General features: G+C 43.7%; 17 protein-coding genes. 4 read left to right on the top strand and 13 right to left on the bottom strand.

Going from position 1 to position 18,304, the window contains the following annotated elements:
- The 4 genes from NST85_RS14365 to NST85_RS14350 all read right to left on the bottom strand — a co-directional run bounded on the left by NST85_RS14365 (window position 1) and on the right by NST85_RS14350 (window position 5,559).
- Entirely contained in the window at window positions 1–1,839 is a 1,839-nt protein-coding gene (locus NST85_RS14365; RefSeq protein WP_341189634.1) for a sensor histidine kinase, read from the bottom strand.
- Window positions 1,840–1,980: 141 nt separating this feature from the next.
- Window positions 1,981–3,642, bottom strand: a complete 1,662-nt coding sequence (locus NST85_RS14360) for an extracellular solute-binding protein (protein ID WP_341189633.1) — start codon at window positions 3,640–3,642, stop codon at window positions 1,981–1,983.
- Between the two features lie 93 nt (window positions 3,643–3,735).
- On the bottom strand, window positions 3,736–4,620 hold the full coding sequence (locus NST85_RS14355) for a carbohydrate ABC transporter permease (RefSeq protein WP_127191276.1): 885 nt from the start codon (window positions 4,618–4,620) through the stop codon (window positions 3,736–3,738).
- Between the two features lie 18 nt (window positions 4,621–4,638).
- Window positions 4,639–5,559: an ABC transporter permease gene (locus tag NST85_RS14350; protein ID WP_341189632.1), complete on the bottom strand. Its 921-nt coding sequence runs from the start codon at window positions 5,557–5,559 to the stop codon at window positions 4,639–4,641.
- Between the two features lie 147 nt (window positions 5,560–5,706).
- On the opposite strand from NST85_RS14350, the gene NST85_RS14345 reads away from it, so the two are divergent.
- The 3 genes from NST85_RS14345 (at window position 5,707) to NST85_RS14335 (ending at window position 8,374) form a co-directional block, all read left to right on the top strand.
- Complete coding sequence (locus tag NST85_RS14345) at window positions 5,707–6,450, top strand: glycoside hydrolase family 16 protein (protein ID WP_127191278.1); 744 nt, start codon at window positions 5,707–5,709, stop codon at window positions 6,448–6,450.
- 212 nt (window positions 6,451–6,662) lie between these two features.
- A complete protein-coding gene (locus tag NST85_RS14340) occupies window positions 6,663–7,316 on the top strand; it encodes a response regulator transcription factor (RefSeq protein ID WP_341189631.1) in 654 nt (217 codons plus the stop codon).
- Window positions 7,313–8,374 carry a HAMP domain-containing sensor histidine kinase gene (locus NST85_RS14335; protein WP_127191280.1) on the top strand — a complete coding sequence of 354 codons (1,062 nt, stop codon included), beginning with the start codon at window positions 7,313–7,315 and terminating at the stop codon, window positions 8,372–8,374. The genes NST85_RS14340 and NST85_RS14335 overlap by 4 nt, the downstream gene beginning before the upstream one ends.
- Before the next feature lie 158 nt (window positions 8,375–8,532).
- On the opposite strand, the gene NST85_RS14330 is transcribed toward NST85_RS14335, so the two are convergent.
- The 5 genes from NST85_RS14330 to NST85_RS14310 all read right to left on the bottom strand — a co-directional run bounded on the left by NST85_RS14330 (window position 8,533) and on the right by NST85_RS14310 (window position 12,387).
- Complete coding sequence (locus tag NST85_RS14330) at window positions 8,533–9,360, bottom strand: sugar phosphate isomerase/epimerase family protein (protein WP_211350051.1); 828 nt, start codon at window positions 9,358–9,360, stop codon at window positions 8,533–8,535.
- A 177-nt stretch (window positions 9,361–9,537) separates the two neighbouring features.
- On the bottom strand, window positions 9,538–10,185 hold the full coding sequence (locus NST85_RS14325) for a FusB/FusC family EF-G-binding protein (RefSeq protein ID WP_127191281.1): 648 nt from the start codon (window positions 10,183–10,185) through the stop codon (window positions 9,538–9,540).
- 318 nt (window positions 10,186–10,503) lie between these two features.
- Complete coding sequence (locus NST85_RS14320) at window positions 10,504–11,022, bottom strand: SRPBCC domain-containing protein (protein ID WP_341189630.1); 519 nt, start codon at window positions 11,020–11,022, stop codon at window positions 10,504–10,506.
- Between the two features lie 53 nt (window positions 11,023–11,075).
- Entirely contained in the window at window positions 11,076–11,402 is a 327-nt protein-coding gene (locus tag NST85_RS14315) for an ArsR/SmtB family transcription factor (RefSeq protein ID WP_127191283.1), read from the bottom strand.
- A gap of 124 nt (window positions 11,403–11,526) precedes the next feature.
- Entirely contained in the window at window positions 11,527–12,387 is an 861-nt protein-coding gene (locus NST85_RS14310) for an EamA family transporter (RefSeq protein WP_341189629.1), read from the bottom strand.
- A 159-nt stretch (window positions 12,388–12,546) separates the two neighbouring features.
- On the opposite strand from NST85_RS14310, the gene NST85_RS14305 reads away from it, so the two are divergent.
- Window positions 12,547–13,671, top strand: a complete 1,125-nt coding sequence (locus tag NST85_RS14305; protein ID WP_341189628.1) for a metallophosphoesterase — start codon at window positions 12,547–12,549, stop codon at window positions 13,669–13,671.
- A gap of 71 nt (window positions 13,672–13,742) precedes the next feature.
- Here the strand turns inward: NST85_RS14305 and NST85_RS14300 are convergent, their stop codons facing one another.
- The 4 genes from NST85_RS14300 to NST85_RS14285 form a co-directional block, all read right to left on the bottom strand.
- On the bottom strand, window positions 13,743–15,611 hold the full coding sequence (locus tag NST85_RS14300; RefSeq protein ID WP_127191286.1) for an ABC transporter ATP-binding protein: 1,869 nt from the start codon (window positions 15,609–15,611) through the stop codon (window positions 13,743–13,745).
- Window positions 15,604–17,340: an ABC transporter ATP-binding protein gene (locus NST85_RS14295; RefSeq protein ID WP_127191287.1), complete on the bottom strand. Its 1,737-nt coding sequence runs from the start codon at window positions 17,338–17,340 to the stop codon at window positions 15,604–15,606. The genes NST85_RS14300 and NST85_RS14295 overlap by 8 nt, the downstream gene beginning before the upstream one ends.
- 62 nt (window positions 17,341–17,402) lie before the next feature.
- On the bottom strand, window positions 17,403–17,888 hold the full coding sequence (locus NST85_RS14290) for a nitroreductase family protein (RefSeq protein ID WP_127191288.1): 486 nt from the start codon (window positions 17,886–17,888) through the stop codon (window positions 17,403–17,405).
- Window positions 17,866–18,246 (bottom strand): hypothetical protein, encoded by a 381-nt coding sequence (locus NST85_RS14285; protein WP_127191289.1) that lies wholly within the window; start codon window positions 18,244–18,246, stop codon window positions 17,866–17,868. Before NST85_RS14285 ends, NST85_RS14290 begins: the two co-directional genes overlap by 23 nt.
- Window positions 18,247–18,304 lie beyond the last annotated feature (58 nt).

The following is an 18,304-nucleotide window of genomic DNA, read 5'->3' as shown; positions in this document are numbered from 1 at the left end:
CTACCATCCTCCAAGATTCACATTTTCCCAAGGCAACCGTAAGGTTACACAGGTATAGGATCCCTGCACACTGTCAATCCAAAGACCGCAGCCTTTACCATAATGAAGTTGCAGGCGTTTATGTACGTTTTCCAAGCCTAGTCCGTTCTTGCTAGCTACGATCGGTGTATCTGATTCGCCTCGCAGTACAGCCTGCAAACTGGCCAGCAATTCCGGGTCGACACCCGCGCCGTCATCAAATATCTCGATCAATAGCAAGCTGTCATCCTCCACTCTTACGGTAATTTGGATACGTACACTGCCACCTGAAGGCGACGCGTGATGAACGGAATTTTCAACGATGGGCTGCAAGCACATTTTAGGAATGGTATAGCTAAGCACCTCCGGGGGGAGATCCGCCTTCAATACAATGATGCCGCCTTCCATAAAGTTGATGAATTGAATATAGCTTTGTATATTGGCAAGCTCCTCACTGAGGGCAACGGTATCGCTACGCCACTGCATACTATAGCGAAGCTGCGAGCCTAACGACACCAACGCACCGGCAATAGCGGGCTGATGCTGAACCTCCGCTTGCATACGAATGGATTCCAGTGCATTATACAAAAAGTGTGAATTGATCTGCGAATGTAGTGAGTGCAGCTGTGCGTTTTTGGCAATCAACTGCTTATCCACCACCTGCGTCATCAGTCGTTTGATTTCGTCCAGCATTTTGTTGTAGTTGACGGCCACCTCGTCGATTTCATCTCCGGTTTCGTTGTCATCTAAGTCGGTAACAATCTTCGCATCCAGTTGGCCTTTCCGTACCTGGCGCATAGAAGATAACACACTATCTAACCGGCGGAAAATGCGCTGAGTGGTGTGTGATACGAGCAGCATGATCAGCAGCAGCACGAATAATGTAATTGCTACCACAAGTACATACCAGCTTCGCGGGCCCTTCATCAACGCCTGATGAGAGGCAATATCCACCACATAAGCATTCAGCGGGACGATATAACGGTATAGCGCGTAGTAGGTTTGATCTCCTACATGGACCTTAATAGGTTTATTCTGGTGCAGCACATCCAGCTGTCTATGTATATTGCCAAGGATTTCGTCTAGCCCTTCCCCCGCATTTTGAGAAAACACATGCTGAGGATTGTATACAGATCGGGAAGGATCTGTTCCGTCCATCACAACAGAAAAGAAATCTCCACTATCCTCCTGGAGCATTTCACTGAAAAAAACGCTGTGCTGTGATCGAACTTCCATAATGGTAGGGAGTTTTTGCTGCTGACCAGGAAGACGTACCAGACGGTAGTAGGATAACGTATGTTGACCATCTTTAAAAGCAAATAAGCGGAATGCTGCACCGCCTTCATCCCGAAGGGTTACCCAATATTCCTGAGGCCAAAACTTGTCATAATGGTAGATCTCGGGCCAGATTTCATAAAGGTTCGGGTTATCGACATAAAAGCTGAGCTCACTTATCATCTCGTGACTTTGGATGATATTGTGCATCTGCTCAAACTGATTTTGCCTAAATTTCACAAGACGCAGGCCGTCCCCTCGCATGTTGGAGTGAATAAAATCCACAAATGCCTTTTGAGTCAGTGCGGTTGAGGAAGCGTTTTCAAGTATATCCATTCTACTTCGTATCTGTTCGTTGAGACGTGAGACATGGCTGCTGCCAGTAGCCATAGCGTCCTTGTATAGCTGGGTTTCCTGCATGCGGATAAATAAAAAGGATACCAAAATACCTGGGATAACAATCATTATGCTAAAGGCCAGAAACAATTTTTGCGATATACGGGCATTGCGGTAAAGCTTCCTTAATTTAGCCAGCAGATACTTCATTCAAATGCCTCCCTACCTTTGTAATATATCATATATAGTAAATCGGCTGGTAGGTAAATAGCGTTGTTACAAGATAGTAAGAAAAGTAGATAATACCGGCCACCAAGTTGGTGGCCGGTATTAATCATAATATGGGTATTGTTACTCCGCCATTTTGGCTTTTCGAACATCCAGCTCGGCCTGGCGGTATTCCATCACCTTGTCAAAGCCGTAACCCAAGCGACGGTCAAGAAAACTCTCAAAGATTTTATCAAAGGCGGCTTCATCCTTGGCGGTAATCAGTTCAGGCATCACTTCCTCCCAATTTTGGGAAATACGCGTCCAAGCTACCGCTACTTCAGAATCGCCTTGTGGATCTAAGCCCTTGTAGATGCCGCTGTCAATATCGGCCTGTGCATTGGCAAAGTCCTCCATTTGCTTAATAACAGGAGTTTTCTCCGGTCTCCACTGGTTGACGATTACAGGATTACGCATCATCCAGTAGGTATCCATGATACCGTAGTCCTTTTCTAACTTCGCTAAATCGGTATCGAGCAATTCTTTAACTTCAGCCGTCAACTTCGGCTTACCATCCACCATTTCCCACGTTTCGCCTTCCTTGCCAAGGAATACATCCCTTTGGCCTTCCTCACTGGCTAGATAGCTCAAGAAGCGGATTGCTCGTTCAGGGTTTTCGGTAGATTTGCTAATCATAGTAACCATCCAGCCGTCCATGTTACCGGGGAACAGTTTGGCGGTATCACCCTTGCTGTTCTGCGGACCATCCACTGCAATATAGTAAGACTCAGGGTTTGCACTTGCAGCCAGCAGAGGATTGACAGCAGTCATGCCCGTCCACTCGCGAATCTGCATAAAATAACGGGCGTTGTTCGTTTTTTCCTCTACCTGAGTATCAGAATCTACTAGAAAATCCACATTGATCAGTCCACGCTCGTAAGCAGTGCGGAAGGTTTTCAGCCAGGTGATATAATCAGGATCAGTCATGCGGTCGTATACCTTGCCATCCTTCTCATACGGAACAGCCAGCAGGTTTTGCAGGTACTCGGTCATCCCGTAAGGAACATTCCCCATTGAAAAGAAGGGGCTGATGGGCTGGCCTTTATATTCAGAATACTGATCCTTTAGCAATTGCAGTGCACCCAGAAAACCATCTGGGGTGCTTAAGTCCGGTTTGCCCATATCCTCATATAGATCTTTTCGTACTAAAAAGGTTTGGTTGGCTGCCGTCATGCCAGTTTCATGCATCAGATTGGGGCTGAATGAATCATTCGGCACTCCATAAGTATTACCATTTTCTTGACGATACCATTTCAGTGTACCGTCACCCGCCACCTTGAAGAAGTAGGGATCATATTGTTCTGCTAATTCATTTAAGGCATACACATGGTCGCCTTCCCATAGCTTTTTGATAGCGGTTTCCCACGATCCCATCGAAATTAAATCCGGTAATTTACCGGAGGTCATCATCAGGGTAATCTGCTCGTTCGCTTCGCCGGAGGGTACTTCAAGTTTGATGTTGACGCCTGTTTTTTCAGTTATATACTTGGAGTTCACGCTGTCCCCCCAAGTTTGACCATACCAGTTTGCACCAACAAACCAAGTGAGGTCCACAGGACTGGTATCTTGCTTCCATGCAGGTTCATCGGGGCTCAGCGTTACTTCAGCCTGCGGCGTTGTACTATTCGTAGGCTGTGAAGTCGGCTTCGCTTCATTTTTTCCAGAATTGCTACACGCTGTCATACTTAGCGTTAGGATTACTGCCAAAACTATGGCCATGTATTGCTTGTTACGGGTGACCTTCATTAGATAATCATCCTTTCATTGCTATTACTGTATTTTTTGTATATAGGTCTCATTCGTTCTCAATAATGATGGCTTAGAGAAGCAAATGTAGACTTACCCTTTAATAGCGCCGATCATCACGCCTTTGACCAGATAACGCTGAATAAAGGGATAGAACACCAGAATAGGAAGTGTGGCCACCATCATGGATGCAAACTTGATGGAGTTACCGGGTAACTTTGCGCCGAATTGTGCCATGGCTTGCTGCTGCATGAAAGACATGGAGTTCTCCGCAACGATTTTGAACAGCATCGTTTGCATCGGTATCAGGTCCTGCGAGCGGATGTAAATCACGCCCTGATAATAATCATTCCAATGATAGACAGCTGAGAAAAGCGCTATGGTGGCAATCACGGCCATGCTGTTGGGCAATACGATTCTGAACAGGACGCCATAATCAGAAGCGCCGTCTACTTTCGCAGATTCCTCCAAGCCGTCGGGGATGGTACGAAAGAAGCTCATGAAAATAACCATATTGAAAAAAGTATACATGGCAGGAATGACGAATACCCAAAAATTATCGTATAGGCCCAGCTTCGTCATCAGAATAAACGAGGGAATCAGCCCGCCTGAGAACAGCATAGTAATCAGGGAAATTTTGAGATACAGCTTGCGGCCAATCAGATTAGACTTGCTCATTCCGTAAGCCACAATGGCGGTAAACAACACATGCACCACTGTCCCTAACACCGTGCGTAGCGTGGTGATGTAAAATCCGTTCATCAGCGCCTTGTCATTAAACACAACACTATAACTATCCAGCGATAGTTCCTTTGGAAACCAATTGACCGTACCCAGCATGGCCTGCGCTGGCGAATTGATCGAGTTTATGAACACAAACCACATCGGGTACAGAGTTACAAAGCAAACCGCCAGCATCAGTAGGGTATTGCAGACCTCAAATACTCCGATTCGTTGAAACCTTCTGCGTCTTTCCATGTATCTGCCCTCCCCCTATTAAAAGATACTCTCGTCCGTAAGTTTTTTGGATGTGTAATTGGCCAAAAACAACAGCGCTAGTGCTACAATTGAGCGGGCAAACAGTACGGCCGTTGAGAAAGAATAACGCCCAGATACCAAGCCCATGTTATAGATATACAAATCCAGGCTTTCTGCCATCTTTAGGTTCATGTTGTTCTTCAACATAAAGATTTGCTCAAAATTACTGCCGAGTATCCCGCTGACAGCGAGGATAAACAAAATGGAAATGGTAGGGCGTATGCTCTGAATCGAGATATGCCACATACGCTTCCAGCGGTTTGCACCATCTAGCTCCGCCGCTTCGTATAGTCCCGGATCAATGCCAGCTAGTGCGGCTATGTATATGATGGCACTCCATCCGGTTTCTTTCAGTGTATCGGAGAAATAGGTGATCCACCAAAAGTATTTAGGTTCGCTATTAAACAAGATTTGGCGCTCCTGGAGTCCAAGTGCAATCAACAGTTGGTTGATCATACCGCCCTCACCCAGCCAGTTGAGCATGATGCCGCCAAATATCGTCCAGGCAATAAAGTGCGGTAGGTACGAAATGGTTTGTACCGTACGCTTAAATCGAATACCTCGTATTTCATTTAGCAACAAGGCAAATAAAATTGGAATTGGAAAGCCCAACACTAGCTTGATGCTGCTCATCCCCAAGGTATTACGGATTGAACGCCAAAAACGGTCATCCGCCAAAAATTCCTGAAAGTGTTTCAGCCCTACAAAGGGTGATTCCAGCATGGGCCTCGCAATGCTGAAGTCCATAAACGCAATGATCAACCAAAACATGGGGATATAACAAAAGATAAGCATCCAGATAATGCCTGGGATGACCATGCTTTGCAATTGCCATTGATTAAAAAAGGTCTTCATTTTTCCTTTTCTGTCTTGAAACATATTCTGTGCCCCCTTCCATTTCATCGTATGAAAACGGACACATAAAAAAAAGGCCATGATTTTTGACCTTATCCCAATTTTTTAGATTTGGTTGACCGAGGGCTATAATTAAGTATGCTGTGATTAAATGAAAGGAGTGTGCAAAGAATGAACAAGCTTTTATGGGAGCAGGATTTTTTAAATAGCCAAACCGATTTGAGCGCATGGAACATTCGCCTTGGCAATGACTTACTTGATAACAATGGCAAGCCTATATGCCCAGGTTGGGGCAACGGAGAACAGCAGTTTTATACGGATCATTCTAATAACCTGTATATCGATGAATTTGGTTTAAACCTATGCGCGCGCCGAGAAACTATCGAACAGGACGGGCGGGTTTTTGCCTATACCTCGGCTCGTTTGGACACTAAGGACCATCTTTCCTTTTGTTACGGTAAGCTAATCGTACGTGCAAAGTGTCCGATAGGACACGGCGTATGGCCTGCCATCTGGCTACTCCCTCAGGAACAGGCATACGGTCCTTGGCCCGCTTCCGGCGAGATCGATATCATGGAAGCTAAAGGGCGTCTGCCTCAGCATATATCCGGAACGCTGCACTACGGGAAGGATTGGGACCATAAAGTCACCGATGAGTTCTCCTACCAACTTGAAAACGGAACAATAAACGAATTTCATGATTATGCATTGGAATGGGATGCCAACTCCATAAGGTGGCTGGTAGATGGTCATTGCTTCGCCGAGCGTCATCTGCAGCCGGGCATAATGCCCTTTGACGTGCCCTTTTATCTGGTGCTCAACCTTGCCGTAGGCGGCTGGTATGACAATGTGGCAGTGGATGAAGCTGCGTTGCCGGCGATAATGACGGTTTCAGGTATATGGCTGTATCAATAGTAAACGATTCCCTTTTACTAGACTACTAGCGCGAACAGATCAAACATAGATTGATATTCTTCATTATAGGGATTGTTATTCGTACAAAAGTAGCCGGTCATATGATCGGCTACTTTTACGTTCTATATGATCGGGTTATATTCACTTGATTTTGCCCATTAGCCATGTAGCCATGAACCACCACTACCGCTTTTATGGTTAATATACTTGTTGTGGAGGATGATATAAAGCTCAATCAAATTATGTGCACCTATCTAAGCAATAACGGATATGACGCCAAAGGGTGTTTGAACCCACGAGAAGCATACGATTTGATGTATAACAATCTATATGACCTTATCATTTCAGACGTCATGATGCCGGAGATTGACGGCTTTGAATTTGCGGAAACGGTGAGGGCTATTAACAAGACTATCCCCATTCTTTTTGTTACCGCCCGTGACGACATTTCATCGAAACAAAGAGGATTTCGTGCAGGGATTGACGACTATATGGTTAAACCTATCCATATGGACGAGTTAGTAATGCGTGTCGGTGCCCTGCTCAGGCGAGCAAATATTGCCCACGACAAAAAACTAGTGGTAGGAAATCTTATGATGAACGCAGATGATATAACCGCAACGGTAAACGGTACGGAAATTCCTGTGACGTTACGAGAATTCAACATACTCTACAAGATGCTTTCCTATCCAAAACATACCTTTTCTCGTGCCCAGCTTATGGATGAGTTTTGGGGCATTGCCAGTGAAACTAGCCTGCGCGCTGTAGATGTATATATTGTCAAACTTCGAGATAAGTTCTCCTGCTGTGAGGATTTCAAGATCATGACGGTGCATGGACTTGGCTACAAGGCAGTGCCGCAATGAGGAAGAAGCAAGATAAGAAAGTCCGACTCAAATCACAGAATTTTTCATGGAAAGAGTTTTTGTGGACCTTTATTATTCTGTCGATATTGACCGCAGGGCAAGCGATGATCTACGATGCCTATATTCCGATCGAAAACGTTCCGTCGCAATACATCTTCGGGATCGCGGGATATTGGATCATCGTTGCCTTCATTTTCTGCCTTGTCACCGCACGGCAGAAGTACAAAACCTTTGATAAGCCAATGCGCAAACTCAGCGAAGCGGCAAAACAGGTAGCAGAAGGTGATTTTTCCGTCTATTTAGAACCCATTCATAGGGCTGACAAGAAGGATTATGTGGACGTAATGTTCGAGGATTTCAACAAGATGGTTCAGGAACTGGGTAGCATTGAAACGCTCAAAAATGATTTCATATCCAGTGTGTCCCATGAAATCAAAACCCCTCTGTCCGTCATTCATAGCTACGCAATGGCGTTACAAAAGATGGAGTTATCGCCGAAACTTCAGCAGGAATATACAACAATCATATTAGCTTCTCAAAAGTTAACGACATTAGTAATTAACATCCTTAAACTTAATAAATTGGACAATCAGGAGATTAATCACGTTGCAGAGCCCTATGATATTTGTAGACAGTTATGCGATTGCGCCCTTACTTTTGAAAATTCCTGGGAAGAAAAGAATATCGAATTTGTGGTGGATTTAGAAGATCGTGCCATCATTTATGCTGACGAAAGTATGCTGGAGATCTTATGGCTTAATCTCCTCTCCAATGCTCTGAAATTCACTGCCCCCGGCGGGACCATCACCTTAATGCAGACTTCGGATGAAGATACGATTACCGTCATGATATCAGATACTGGTTGCGGCATGAACGAGGAAACGATGAAGCATATTTTCGATAAATTCTATCAAGGAGATACTTCCCACTCCGGGGACGGTAACGGCCTAGGTCTTGCTCTTTCACTGCGGGTCATTGAACTGGTGGGTGGTGCCATATCGGTTAACAGTGAGCCGAACAAAGGTACGACATTCACTGTCAAATTAAAAGTGGAATAATAGTAGCAATCAAATAAACAGCCCGAATTCGATCATATTAACTATGACCCGTAAGATGGAAACTTTGAAAAAAGTACCCTCTTACGGGTCATTTCTGTCTTAATCTAATAAATCCAGTTGGTCATCACGATTCTTCTAATCAGAGTCTTGAGCCTAGGTCACTTAGATGGAATATTGAACTTTAATGCTTCCAACCTTTTTGCTCGCTCAAATGCTTTATGTAAAAACTCTTTAGCCGATAAATTCTCATAATCCCAATTCATGGCCTCTATTGCAATCGCGCCTGAATAATCCGTTTCCACAATTTTTTTCATGGTTGTAGACCAATCAATCGTACCGTCAAAAGGTAACCCGTGTTGGGCATAACTTCCGTTATTATCATGTAAATGTACTGCCATCAACCGGGAACCGTATATGGATAATAAATCATTGCCTGGATAGTAGCGGTAGTGATGCCCACAGTCATAACAAAATCCGACACGCAGGGAATCCACTTGCTCCAGCACATACGCCAAATTGGTGAGATTATGCAAATTCTCCAGCGCAACATTGACACCAAGTTGTTCAGCTTTTTCAGTGATTCTCTTGATCCTATCCAGTCCCAATGCGTTATATGGATTGTCTTCGCCCGGTAGGTGTACCACCATTGTTGGAATCTCAAATTCGGCGCAATCGGCAACACATTGCAAATAGCAGTCGGTTAAGGCTTCACCGTCCAGATTATCAAGCCAGAGGTTGTTTTGGTTTTGGATTGGCGTGTGGATATTTTCTATAAAAAGACCTCTTTCTCGCGCAATTTGTGGCCCGTTGCGGTAATCGTTCCGATTAAAGCCTTCACTCCACCATAATAAAACACCATCAAATCCGGCTTCTTTTATTAACTGATAACGTTCCTTAATCGGCAATTCATAGCCAAACCAATCATAAATAGTTATCATAAGCCTCTTCCTTTCAGGATTTTTCAGTACAGCTTTTATATATTTCATAGACTTCACCCTAACAAAATACTATATATAACATTTTATACTTATATTGCGGATAATATCAATTAGATATCTTAAGCAATCAGGCCTACCATTCATGATTAGAATGATAATTCAATTGTCATATAATATCGCACCAAAAAAGGCTACCTTTATGGCAGCCTTTTCCTAATGATTGCTCTATTTACGAACTGAGAGAATGAATTTCTCCAGTGATCCTGTATCGGTAATGCTCTGATTACATCCTTGATTCTCCATGCAGATGTATTGACCCACAGCATAATAATCATCCGGTGAAGAGTTCACAGGCTTGGTCTTAACCGAGAAGAATGCAAGTTCATGTTGCCGATTACAGAACAGGCAATACCCTTTCTTGTTAGTCGGTGTGATTCTTCCCTCGATGCCAATGAATTGTCCTTCGAACGGATACACAATGAATAATTTGTTCGTAGCAATATCTACCCAGCTCAGATACGTAACATATCGAAAGTCGATGGATGCTAGATTAGGTACTTTCAACTTCTTATTCTTAGGAAATAGCTTCTGAATCTGTTTCGGCGTAATCGGCGGAAATGATTCTAAATAAGGTTCTAATGCGTCTAGATATCTCTGGAAATCATATGCCGTCTCGAAGGTCGATATTTGTTCCAACAATTGCTGTTGATCCTCTGTAAGATAATGAAATGCTTCAGTAATGATCGTTGCAGCACGAAATCTTACGGTCTCTAAGACTCTTCGATCCGCGACAGTTCTTAGTGTTTTCAGAAGAAATTCCGATTGTTTCTTAATAACGTTATATTGATGGTTTCTAATAAATGGTGTACTCATAGCTCTTCAGCCCCTTATATGTTATGAAAGATCATAAGGTGCAAAGCCCATTATTAGAAACGATAAAGTTAAGTGTGGGCGATCAAATCATCTTATCGCACCTCACGCAAAGTATCGCCCTAGGTTAGGCTTTGCATGAGGACCCCCTAGCAAATGTGCAATTCCGAATTGCCATCTACATCACCCCCAATTAGATTTAATTCGAAAAGTATAGCAAAAAATAACCTGAGCCGCAATTATCTAAATAATAAATAAAGGCAGGCCGCCGATCTCTCGGGGCCTGCCTTTTGATATAGCATTAGGTTGCGAATTATTTCCTTAATTGTTCTCTTGGATCGACTTCAGATGCTCGACCAATCTGTTCCAGGTATCTGTTATGCCCTGCATCATGCCCATATCCATCACCTGCTTCAGTGCTTCAGCCGTCGCATATTCACCGCGGTTAATTACCCTTGTTCCGTTATCCGTCTCGATGAAAGTCAGCGTCACGAGCGTTTGCGGCATATCTTCCGCCACGTTGCCCTCCGCATCGGAGAAATAATCCACATACACAATCTTCTCCGGCACGACGATTTCACGGTACGCTGCCTTGCCCCATGATTCCATACCATAGAAATCACCCTGGTTCTTGTCCTCGCACTTCATGCAATAATGCCAAACTCCGCCTTCGCGAAAATCAACATTGCATACCGGAAGCGTCCAACCTCTCGGCCCCCACCATTGCTTCAAATGCTCCGCCTTCGTGAAGGCTTGAAAAACAAGTTCACGAGGGGCATTGAATTCACGCTCTAGAATAAGCACATTGCCCTCAATCTTGGATATCATTTGATTTGTCACTTTAAATTCCTCCTCGATTTCATTTCTTGGTCCAAATAGTCCTGATACAGCGTTCAGCTCCGTTTTTCCTTGTCCTGCAACTTTTGCAAATAGTCATCCAGACGGTCGAACCGCTTCTCCCAGATAACACGATAGCGCTCAAGCCAATCGTCCAACTCTCGAAAAGGATCCGGTCGCAGCCTATAGATCCGGCGATTCGCGTCTACTTCGGCCTCCACGATCCCTGCCTCACTTAGTACACGTAAATGCTTGGATACTTGCGGCTGGCGCAGTTGCAGACGTTCTGCGATTTCTCCAACGGTGAGTGGACATTCACGTAAAAGCTCAACTATCTGCATACGGTTAGACTCTGCCAATGCACTCATGACGTTAATATTCATGGTTATCATCCGTTCTCTTGCTGAAATAATACGCATGCTTCGTTCTATGTTTGTAGGTTGATATCTTATTAAACCAATATACCACAACAGGAATATTCCTGCAAAGGAATATAGAGAACTATTTTTAAATCAACAGTGTTATTGTGCCTGCTACAATTACAATCAAACCTATGAAAGATTTCTTTGTTAATTTTTCTTGTAAGAACAAATATGAAAAAATAATCGTCACTAAAATACTCAATTTATCAATCGGTACTACTATACTCGCCTCTCTATCTTGGAGTGCTTTATAGTAGCATAACCATGAAAGTCCTGTCGTAATTCCAGAAAGACATATAAATAACCAACTCTTCTTATCTATATGTTTGACTTCGCCCTGTTTCTTAGTTGCAAATACAACAATCCACGCCATAAGAAGGACTACTATCGTTCGAATCGCTGTTCCAAGATTGGACTCAACGCCTTCAATACCAATCTTGCCAAGTATAGAAGTTAAACTTGCAAATACAGCTGATAGGACTGCATAGAACATCCATCCCTTTGCCTTTACTTCCTTCTTCGCGACTTCTTTCTTCGTAATCATCAAATATGTACCAACTCCGATAGCTACCATACCCAAAACCTTGATCACTGTTAATGCTTCACCAAGAATGATAAATGCCAAAATCATAGTCAGCACCGTACTAGACTTATCAATTGGGGTTACCTTATTAACATCTCCCAATTGAAGAGCTTTGAAGTAGCAAAGCCAGGAACCTCCTGTTGCCATGCCCGATAGCACCAGGAAAATAAGTGTCTTGGTATTCACTGCTGTAATGGTATCAAATGAACCTACCACAAATACCATTAACCATGAAAAAATTAATATAATAACGGTCCGAATCGCCGTTGCTACATTTGAATCCGTATTTTTTATCCCTATTTTCGCTAAAATGGCTGTGATCCCTGCAAAGAGTGCGGAACCAAATGCGAATAATAACCACATATTCTTTAACTCCTATTCTGCCTTTTTCTATTTGTTTGCCTTATGATTATACTATAATGTGTTCAGAGGGAGGTTAGAAGGGACAACTACAGAACGAGTTTTCTCCACATTATGCAGATTTATAAGGCGGTGTATCCTGTGATTTTGGTGTTTTTGTGTATGTTCGCTATTTATGGAGCTACTAACTATTATATTGGTAAGAAGGTTTTTAAATGGCTACAGCATATTTTTCCTATGATAAATTGGATCGTATTTGGAATTATATATAGCTGTTTTGCTTTAACTACCATCTTTAATTTATTGCTATCCTCTTCGACTATTCTGTTAAATTCAAGTATCGTTAGTTTGATCGCTCAATTAGGCGAATATTGGATGGGACTATACTGCTACTTGCTATTGTTGTTGATCATAATGGATTTGATCTTATTTATAGGTAGAAAGATAAAGCTTATCCGTACACCAGTTCCACAATCTATTGCATTCCATACAAAGTCCTTTGTTTTTATCACAGTCATAGGGTTAGTATTATATGGAAGTTATAATGCTACCCAGCTAAAAGAAGTATCTTACAAAGTCCAATTTGATAACAGCACATCATTAGATAATCTAAATATTGTTCTGATAAGTGACTTACATTTAGGATACATAAATGATGTTGATTTCATCTCAAAAGTTGTTAATCACATTAATAGTTTACATCCTGATATCGTACTAATGTCTGGTGATATATTTAATGGCAACTACTATGCGCTCTCGAACCCCTCTAAAGCAGTTGAAGAGTTAAATCAACTGAAGTCAACCTACGGTGTTTATGCTTCTTTAGGTAATCATGATGCAGGTCGTTCCTATGAAGAGATAGTAAGCTTTATTGAAAAAAGTAATATTAAACTTCTGAATGATGAGCATGTAATTATTGATAATAGATTTGTCTTAATTGGAAGGAAGGATTCATCCCCCATTGGTGATCAAGGAACAACACGGGGGGATATTACAGAAATCTTTGATAAGATAGATGCAAACATGCCCGTTATCGTAATGGATCATCAACCAGCTAATATGATTGAATACGGAAATGAAGTCGATTTAATACTGAGTGGACACACGCATCAAGGTCAAATATTCCCGGCCAACCTAATCACAAATGCCATGTTTACTGTAGATTATGGATACTACCAAAAGGATAAAGATAGTCCGCAAGTTATCGTTACATCAGGTGTGGGTACTTGGGGTCCGCCGTTACGAATTGGTACGAACAGCGAGATTGTGCAAATTACAATCGAATAATGAGATGGTTTATATTAAAAACAAGACCGGATGTAGCCAACGCTACTCCGGTCATTTCTATTATTATTCACTCATATATCGTCTGACTGGATAGCTCTCTTAAACTGGCTGTTATAAAGCTCGTGATAGACACCCTGAAGCGCTAAGAGTTGTTCATGGCTACCCTGTTCCGCAACTCGGCCGTCCTGGATGACGAGGATACGATCAGCATCTTGAATCGTACTGAGCCTGTGCGCTATCACAAAGCTAGTGCGTCCCTTCATCAAGGTTGTCATAGCTTGCTGAATATGCATTTCCGTCCGTGTATCCACGCTGCTGGTTGCTTCGTCCAGAATCAGAATGGCCGGATCGGCTAGAATGGCGCGCGCAATCGTTAACAACTGGCGCTGTCCATGGCTCAGATTTCCACCTTCTGTACCCAGTATAGTTTCGTAACCTTGCGGGAGTCTCGTAATAAACCCATCGACATTGGCAAGTCTTGCGGCCTCCTCAACCTCCTGATCGGTTGCATCTAGGCGTCCGAAGCGAATATTTTCCCGAATAGTTCCCGCAAATACATGCGCATCCTGAAGCACCATCCCGAGCTGGCTGCGGAGAGCGTTTTTGTCTAACTGCCGGATGTCCCGACCATCAATATACACGGCACCTGCACTGATTTCATAAAACCTTGTCAAAAGGTTGATGATCGTTGTTTTTCCAGCTCCTGTTGGTCCAACAAGTGCGATCTTCTCACCCGATTTCGCTTCAAACGTCACGTCCTTTAGGATCAGTGAATCGGACTCGTAACCGAAAGAGACGTTTTGAAAAACGACTTTCCCGGATAGCCTTGGCAGTTCTCCATCATCTTCATCACCGTACTCGGACGGCATATCCATGATTTCAAACACCCGTTCCGCCCCGGCAATGGCCGACTGAATGAGATTATACTGGTTAGCAAGCTCAGAGATCGGGCGACCAAACTGCTTGGAATAGTTGAGTAAGCTGACAATCACTCCTACCGTAGCTAAATCATGATAGGCCATCAAGCCCCCCACGCCCGCGATGAGCGCAAAGTTAAGGTTGTTGATCAAGTTCATGACCGGCCCTACAATTCCGGAAACAATCTGTGCCTTGATCCCAGCCTTGTTCAGCTCCCCGCTGATCATGCTGAACCGCCCAGCTTCTGTTTCTTCCATTCGATACTGCTTGACTACCTTTAATCCGCTAACCTTCTCTTCGATAAACCCGTTAAGCTCGCCTAAACTCTGTTGCTGCTTCTTGAAATAAACCCGGCTTAAGCCGGATATTTTACGGGAAGACAGCAAAACGAGTGGGATTGTCAACATAGCTACAATAGTGAGTGGTATGTTCAGCATAAGCATGATAACCAGTGAACCGCTGAGTGTAATCAAGCTGTTCAGAAGCTGAGTCACACTTTGATTCAGAGAGTTCGAAACATTTTCAATATCGTTAGTTGCTCGGGACATCAGTTCCCCGTTGGCATGCGTGTCAAAGAATTGTATGGGTAGTTGCTGATACTTCGCGAACAAGTCGCGGCGTAGCTCGAACACGGTATTTTGCGAAACTGCCGTCATGACATAAGCTTGAACCCAAGCCACAACACTACCGAGCAAATAGATACCGAGAAGGAGTAAACAAAACTGGACAAGCCTAGCATAGTCCCCAGGAATGACCGCAGTATCGATCGCTTTTCCAAGTAGGTATGGCCCAATCAACGAAATAACCGCATTAAGTACGGTAAATATGTATACTAGGATAATCCCTACTCGCTGACGGTTTAAGTATGCCCATACACGTTTAATCGTAGCTCCTCGGTTTTTGGCTCGTACCTTCGGTATGTTGCCGCGTCCTGCTCCAGGGCCCGGACCTTGCGGTCCTCCACCGAAACCTCCCGGCCGACCAGGAACCGAAAATGGCGTGTGATTATTGAAACTAGACATAAGGTGCCTCCTCTCCCTTCAGTTGAGACTGCCGGATATCCCGGTAGACATCACTGCTTAGAAGAAGCTCTTCATGAGTACCTTGGGCTACGATCCTACCATTCTCCAAAATGAGGATGCGATTGGCATCTATGACAGACGAGACCCGCTGGGTAATCAATATGTTTGTGCTATTCCGCATCTGTACTTTTAGCATTTGCTTGATCCGCGATTCAGTCACCGCGTCCAGTGCACTAGTACTGTCGTCCATGATAAGGATCATCGGACGGATCAGCAGTGCTCGAGCAATCGATAAACGCTGCTTCTGGCCACCGGACAGATTGACGCCGCGTTGACCCAATATAGTGTCGTACCCCTGTGGAAGACCTATGATGAAATTGTGAGCCTCAGCGGTTATGGCAGCTTGTTCAACTTCCTCCGCGGTAGCATCAGGGCGTCCATAGCGGATATTGTCACGAATGGTTCCACTGAACAGAATCGTTTGCTGCATGACAAGCCCTATTCGGCTTCGTAAGTGTTCCAGTCCCATTTCTCGAACATCCGTGCCATCGATCATAATCGAACCAGACATCACTTCGTAAAGCCTTGGAATAAGGCTGACGAGCGTCGACTTCCCCGCGCCAGTGGCACCAAGAATCGCAACCGTTTCGCCCGGCTCTGCAACAAAGTTGATCTCTCTCAGAACGAGGTGCTGATCATCTTTGTGATAAGAGAACGACACATTATTGAATTTGATACGTCCGTTATGTATCACGTCGGTCTTGGCTGAAGGAGCATCGATAATTTCGCTCGTTGTGGCAAGCACTTCGTTCACCCGGTCCGCTGACACCTTTGCCCGAGAGACAAAAGTAAGCGCATTGCTAAGCATCAACATCGACATCAATAGTTGGGTTACATAATTGATAAAAGCGATCAAATCACCAACCGGAAGCCCGTAGTTCCAGCTTTGCAGTCCTCCGAACCAAAGCACGGCAACAATACTTGCATTTAGGATCAGCATCATGAGCGGAAGATTTAGCGCCATAAGGCGCACGGCCTTGATTGCTGTTTGGGTATATTCCGTGTTAGCGACATCAAACCGCTTCTTCTCTTGTCTGGCTCGGACAAAAGCCTTAATCACACGAATTCCAGAAATATTCTCCTGAAGTACTGTATTGACGCCGTCCAGTTTGACTTGCATTTTCGCAAACAAAGGAAATGAGAGTTTGATTAGTACATACAAAATTATAAATAGCAAAGGAACGGAGATAAGCAGGATGAGGGTCAACGATGGGCTGATCCGGATGGCCATCACCAGGCTGCCGATTAGTAGCAGTGGTGAACGTACAAACATACGTAGAATCATCTGCACAAATGTCTGTAGCTGCACTACGTCATTCGTTAGCCGAGTAATCAATGATCCCGTCTTTAAGCGGTCTAAATTTTGATTAGAGAATGACTGGGTATGTTCGAAGAGACGAATCCGCAAATCGTTACCGAAATTCTGGGATGCAATACTTGAAAAAATGCTGCAACCTGCCCCTCCGATTACACCGATAAATGCCACGCCCAACATCGTTAGTCCAGTCGTAACGATATGCGCCAAATCGTTCGTCATGATGCCCTTGTTCACAATGCTTGCCATTAGTGTAGGCTGCATTAAATCCATAAACACCTCTATCACCATCAACAACGGTGCTAGCAAGCACCATAGCCAGTAAGGCTTCAAAAAACTCTTAAGTTTCCACATTCGTTCACCTTCGATTCTATATTGCTTACTGAAATAATTAATCCAACCAACAGGTGTTTAGTTTAGGACAGATAAGTGATTTTTGACATAATAGGCGTTCTTGGTTTGGCATTTGGAACTTCCGCAGGATATCCCACTCCAAATATACCAATAACATCATAATCTTTCGGCACACCAAGAATGTCACGATTATGGGGTAAAGCGCCCAAAGAAGCCCAATATGAACCTACACCCGCTTCATGAGCAGCCAATAAGAAATTTTGTGCGAAACATGAAGAAGCCATGACATTCTCATCACGTTCGAACGAAGTTGCGGCAGGTTTGGATAATATGGCAAAAACTACAGGGGCGCTACCAAAGTCTGTTTTATGATTTAATTTCGCTCTGGTATCTGGTCCAAGAAAAAGAAGCTCCCAAGGTTCGGTCATGCGATGATTAGGCGCGTAACTTGCAGCTTCGAGCCAATTCATCAGATCACTTTCACCAATCGGATCCGGCTTAAACATTTTTATCGTTCTACGAGTCTTAATTAAATTGGTTATTGTCATTTTTTATTCCATCTCCATCGTTTTTATTATTGTTAGAAGTTCTATCTTCCGAAGATATCTCATGAAGCTGAAACATATGGATAAACTCTTCAATAATCGCTTCAGTTGCTTTTAATTCACCGCTAATGACTTGTTTGATCGATTCTAGCTCAGGCTCATTTAATTGCCGCTGCAAAGTAGCACGATTCACATTAAGCTTATCCAAGAATGCTGTAGCTCTGCCGCGGCGAAAGGTTTGTGCGCTTTTTGGATGAGGTTCGCAAGACTCTTTGTGACCATGTTTATCCATGTGCTCTAAACCTCTGTGTTCTCTGTGTTCCCTATGACCGTGGTGCTTACCTTTAAATCCTTCTCGCATATTTTTTCCTCCTCTATATTGTGTATACAAACGTATACATTGATCTAGTTGTATACAA

The organism is Paenibacillus sp. FSL K6-2524 (genome assembly GCF_038005525.1).
Classification (GTDB): Bacteria; Bacillota; Bacilli; order Paenibacillales; family Paenibacillaceae; genus Fontibacillus; species Fontibacillus anaericanus.
Note: the sequence above shows the minus strand (reverse complement) of the source record. Positions and strands in the feature narration are given on the sequence as shown.

Bases quoted from the DNA above. Each gene is read 5' to 3' on its own strand.
- NST85_RS14365 (WP_341189634.1), bottom strand. From the start codon at position 1,839: ATGAAGTATCTGCTGGCTAAATTAAGGAAGCTTTACCGCAATGCCCGT.
- NST85_RS14360 (WP_341189633.1), bottom strand. From the start codon at position 3,642: ATGAAGGTCACCCGTAACAAGCAATACATGGCCATAGTTTTGGCAGTA.
- NST85_RS14355 (WP_127191276.1), bottom strand. From the start codon at position 4,620: ATGGAAAGACGCAGAAGGTTTCAACGAATCGGAGTATTTGAGGTCTGC.
- NST85_RS14350 (WP_341189632.1), bottom strand. From the start codon at position 5,559: ATGTTTCAAGACAGAAAAGGAAAAATGAAGACCTTTTTTAATCAATGG.
- NST85_RS14345 (WP_127191278.1), top strand. From the start codon at position 5,707: ATGAACAAGCTTTTATGGGAGCAGGATTTTTTAAATAGCCAAACCGAT.
- NST85_RS14335 (WP_127191280.1), top strand. From the start codon at position 7,313: ATGAGGAAGAAGCAAGATAAGAAAGTCCGACTCAAATCACAGAATTTT.
- NST85_RS14330 (WP_211350051.1), bottom strand. From the start codon at position 9,360: ATGAAATATATAAAAGCTGTACTGAAAAATCCTGAAAGGAAGAGGCTT.
- NST85_RS14325 (WP_127191281.1), bottom strand. From the start codon at position 10,185: ATGAGTACACCATTTATTAGAAACCATCAATATAACGTTATTAAGAAA.
- NST85_RS14315 (WP_127191283.1), bottom strand. From the start codon at position 11,402: ATGAATATTAACGTCATGAGTGCATTGGCAGAGTCTAACCGTATGCAG.
- NST85_RS14310 (WP_341189629.1), bottom strand. From the start codon at position 12,387: ATGTGGTTATTATTCGCATTTGGTTCCGCACTCTTTGCAGGGATCACA.
- NST85_RS14305 (WP_341189628.1), top strand. From the start codon at position 12,547: ATGTTCGCTATTTATGGAGCTACTAACTATTATATTGGTAAGAAGGTT.
- NST85_RS14300 (WP_127191286.1), bottom strand. From the start codon at position 15,611: ATGTCTAGTTTCAATAATCACACGCCATTTTCGGTTCCTGGTCGGCCG.
- NST85_RS14295 (WP_127191287.1), bottom strand. From the start codon at position 17,340: ATGTGGAAACTTAAGAGTTTTTTGAAGCCTTACTGGCTATGGTGCTTG.
- NST85_RS14290 (WP_127191288.1), bottom strand. From the start codon at position 17,888: ATGACAATAACCAATTTAATTAAGACTCGTAGAACGATAAAAATGTTT.
- NST85_RS14285 (WP_127191289.1), bottom strand. From the start codon at position 18,246: ATGCGAGAAGGATTTAAAGGTAAGCACCACGGTCATAGGGAACACAGA.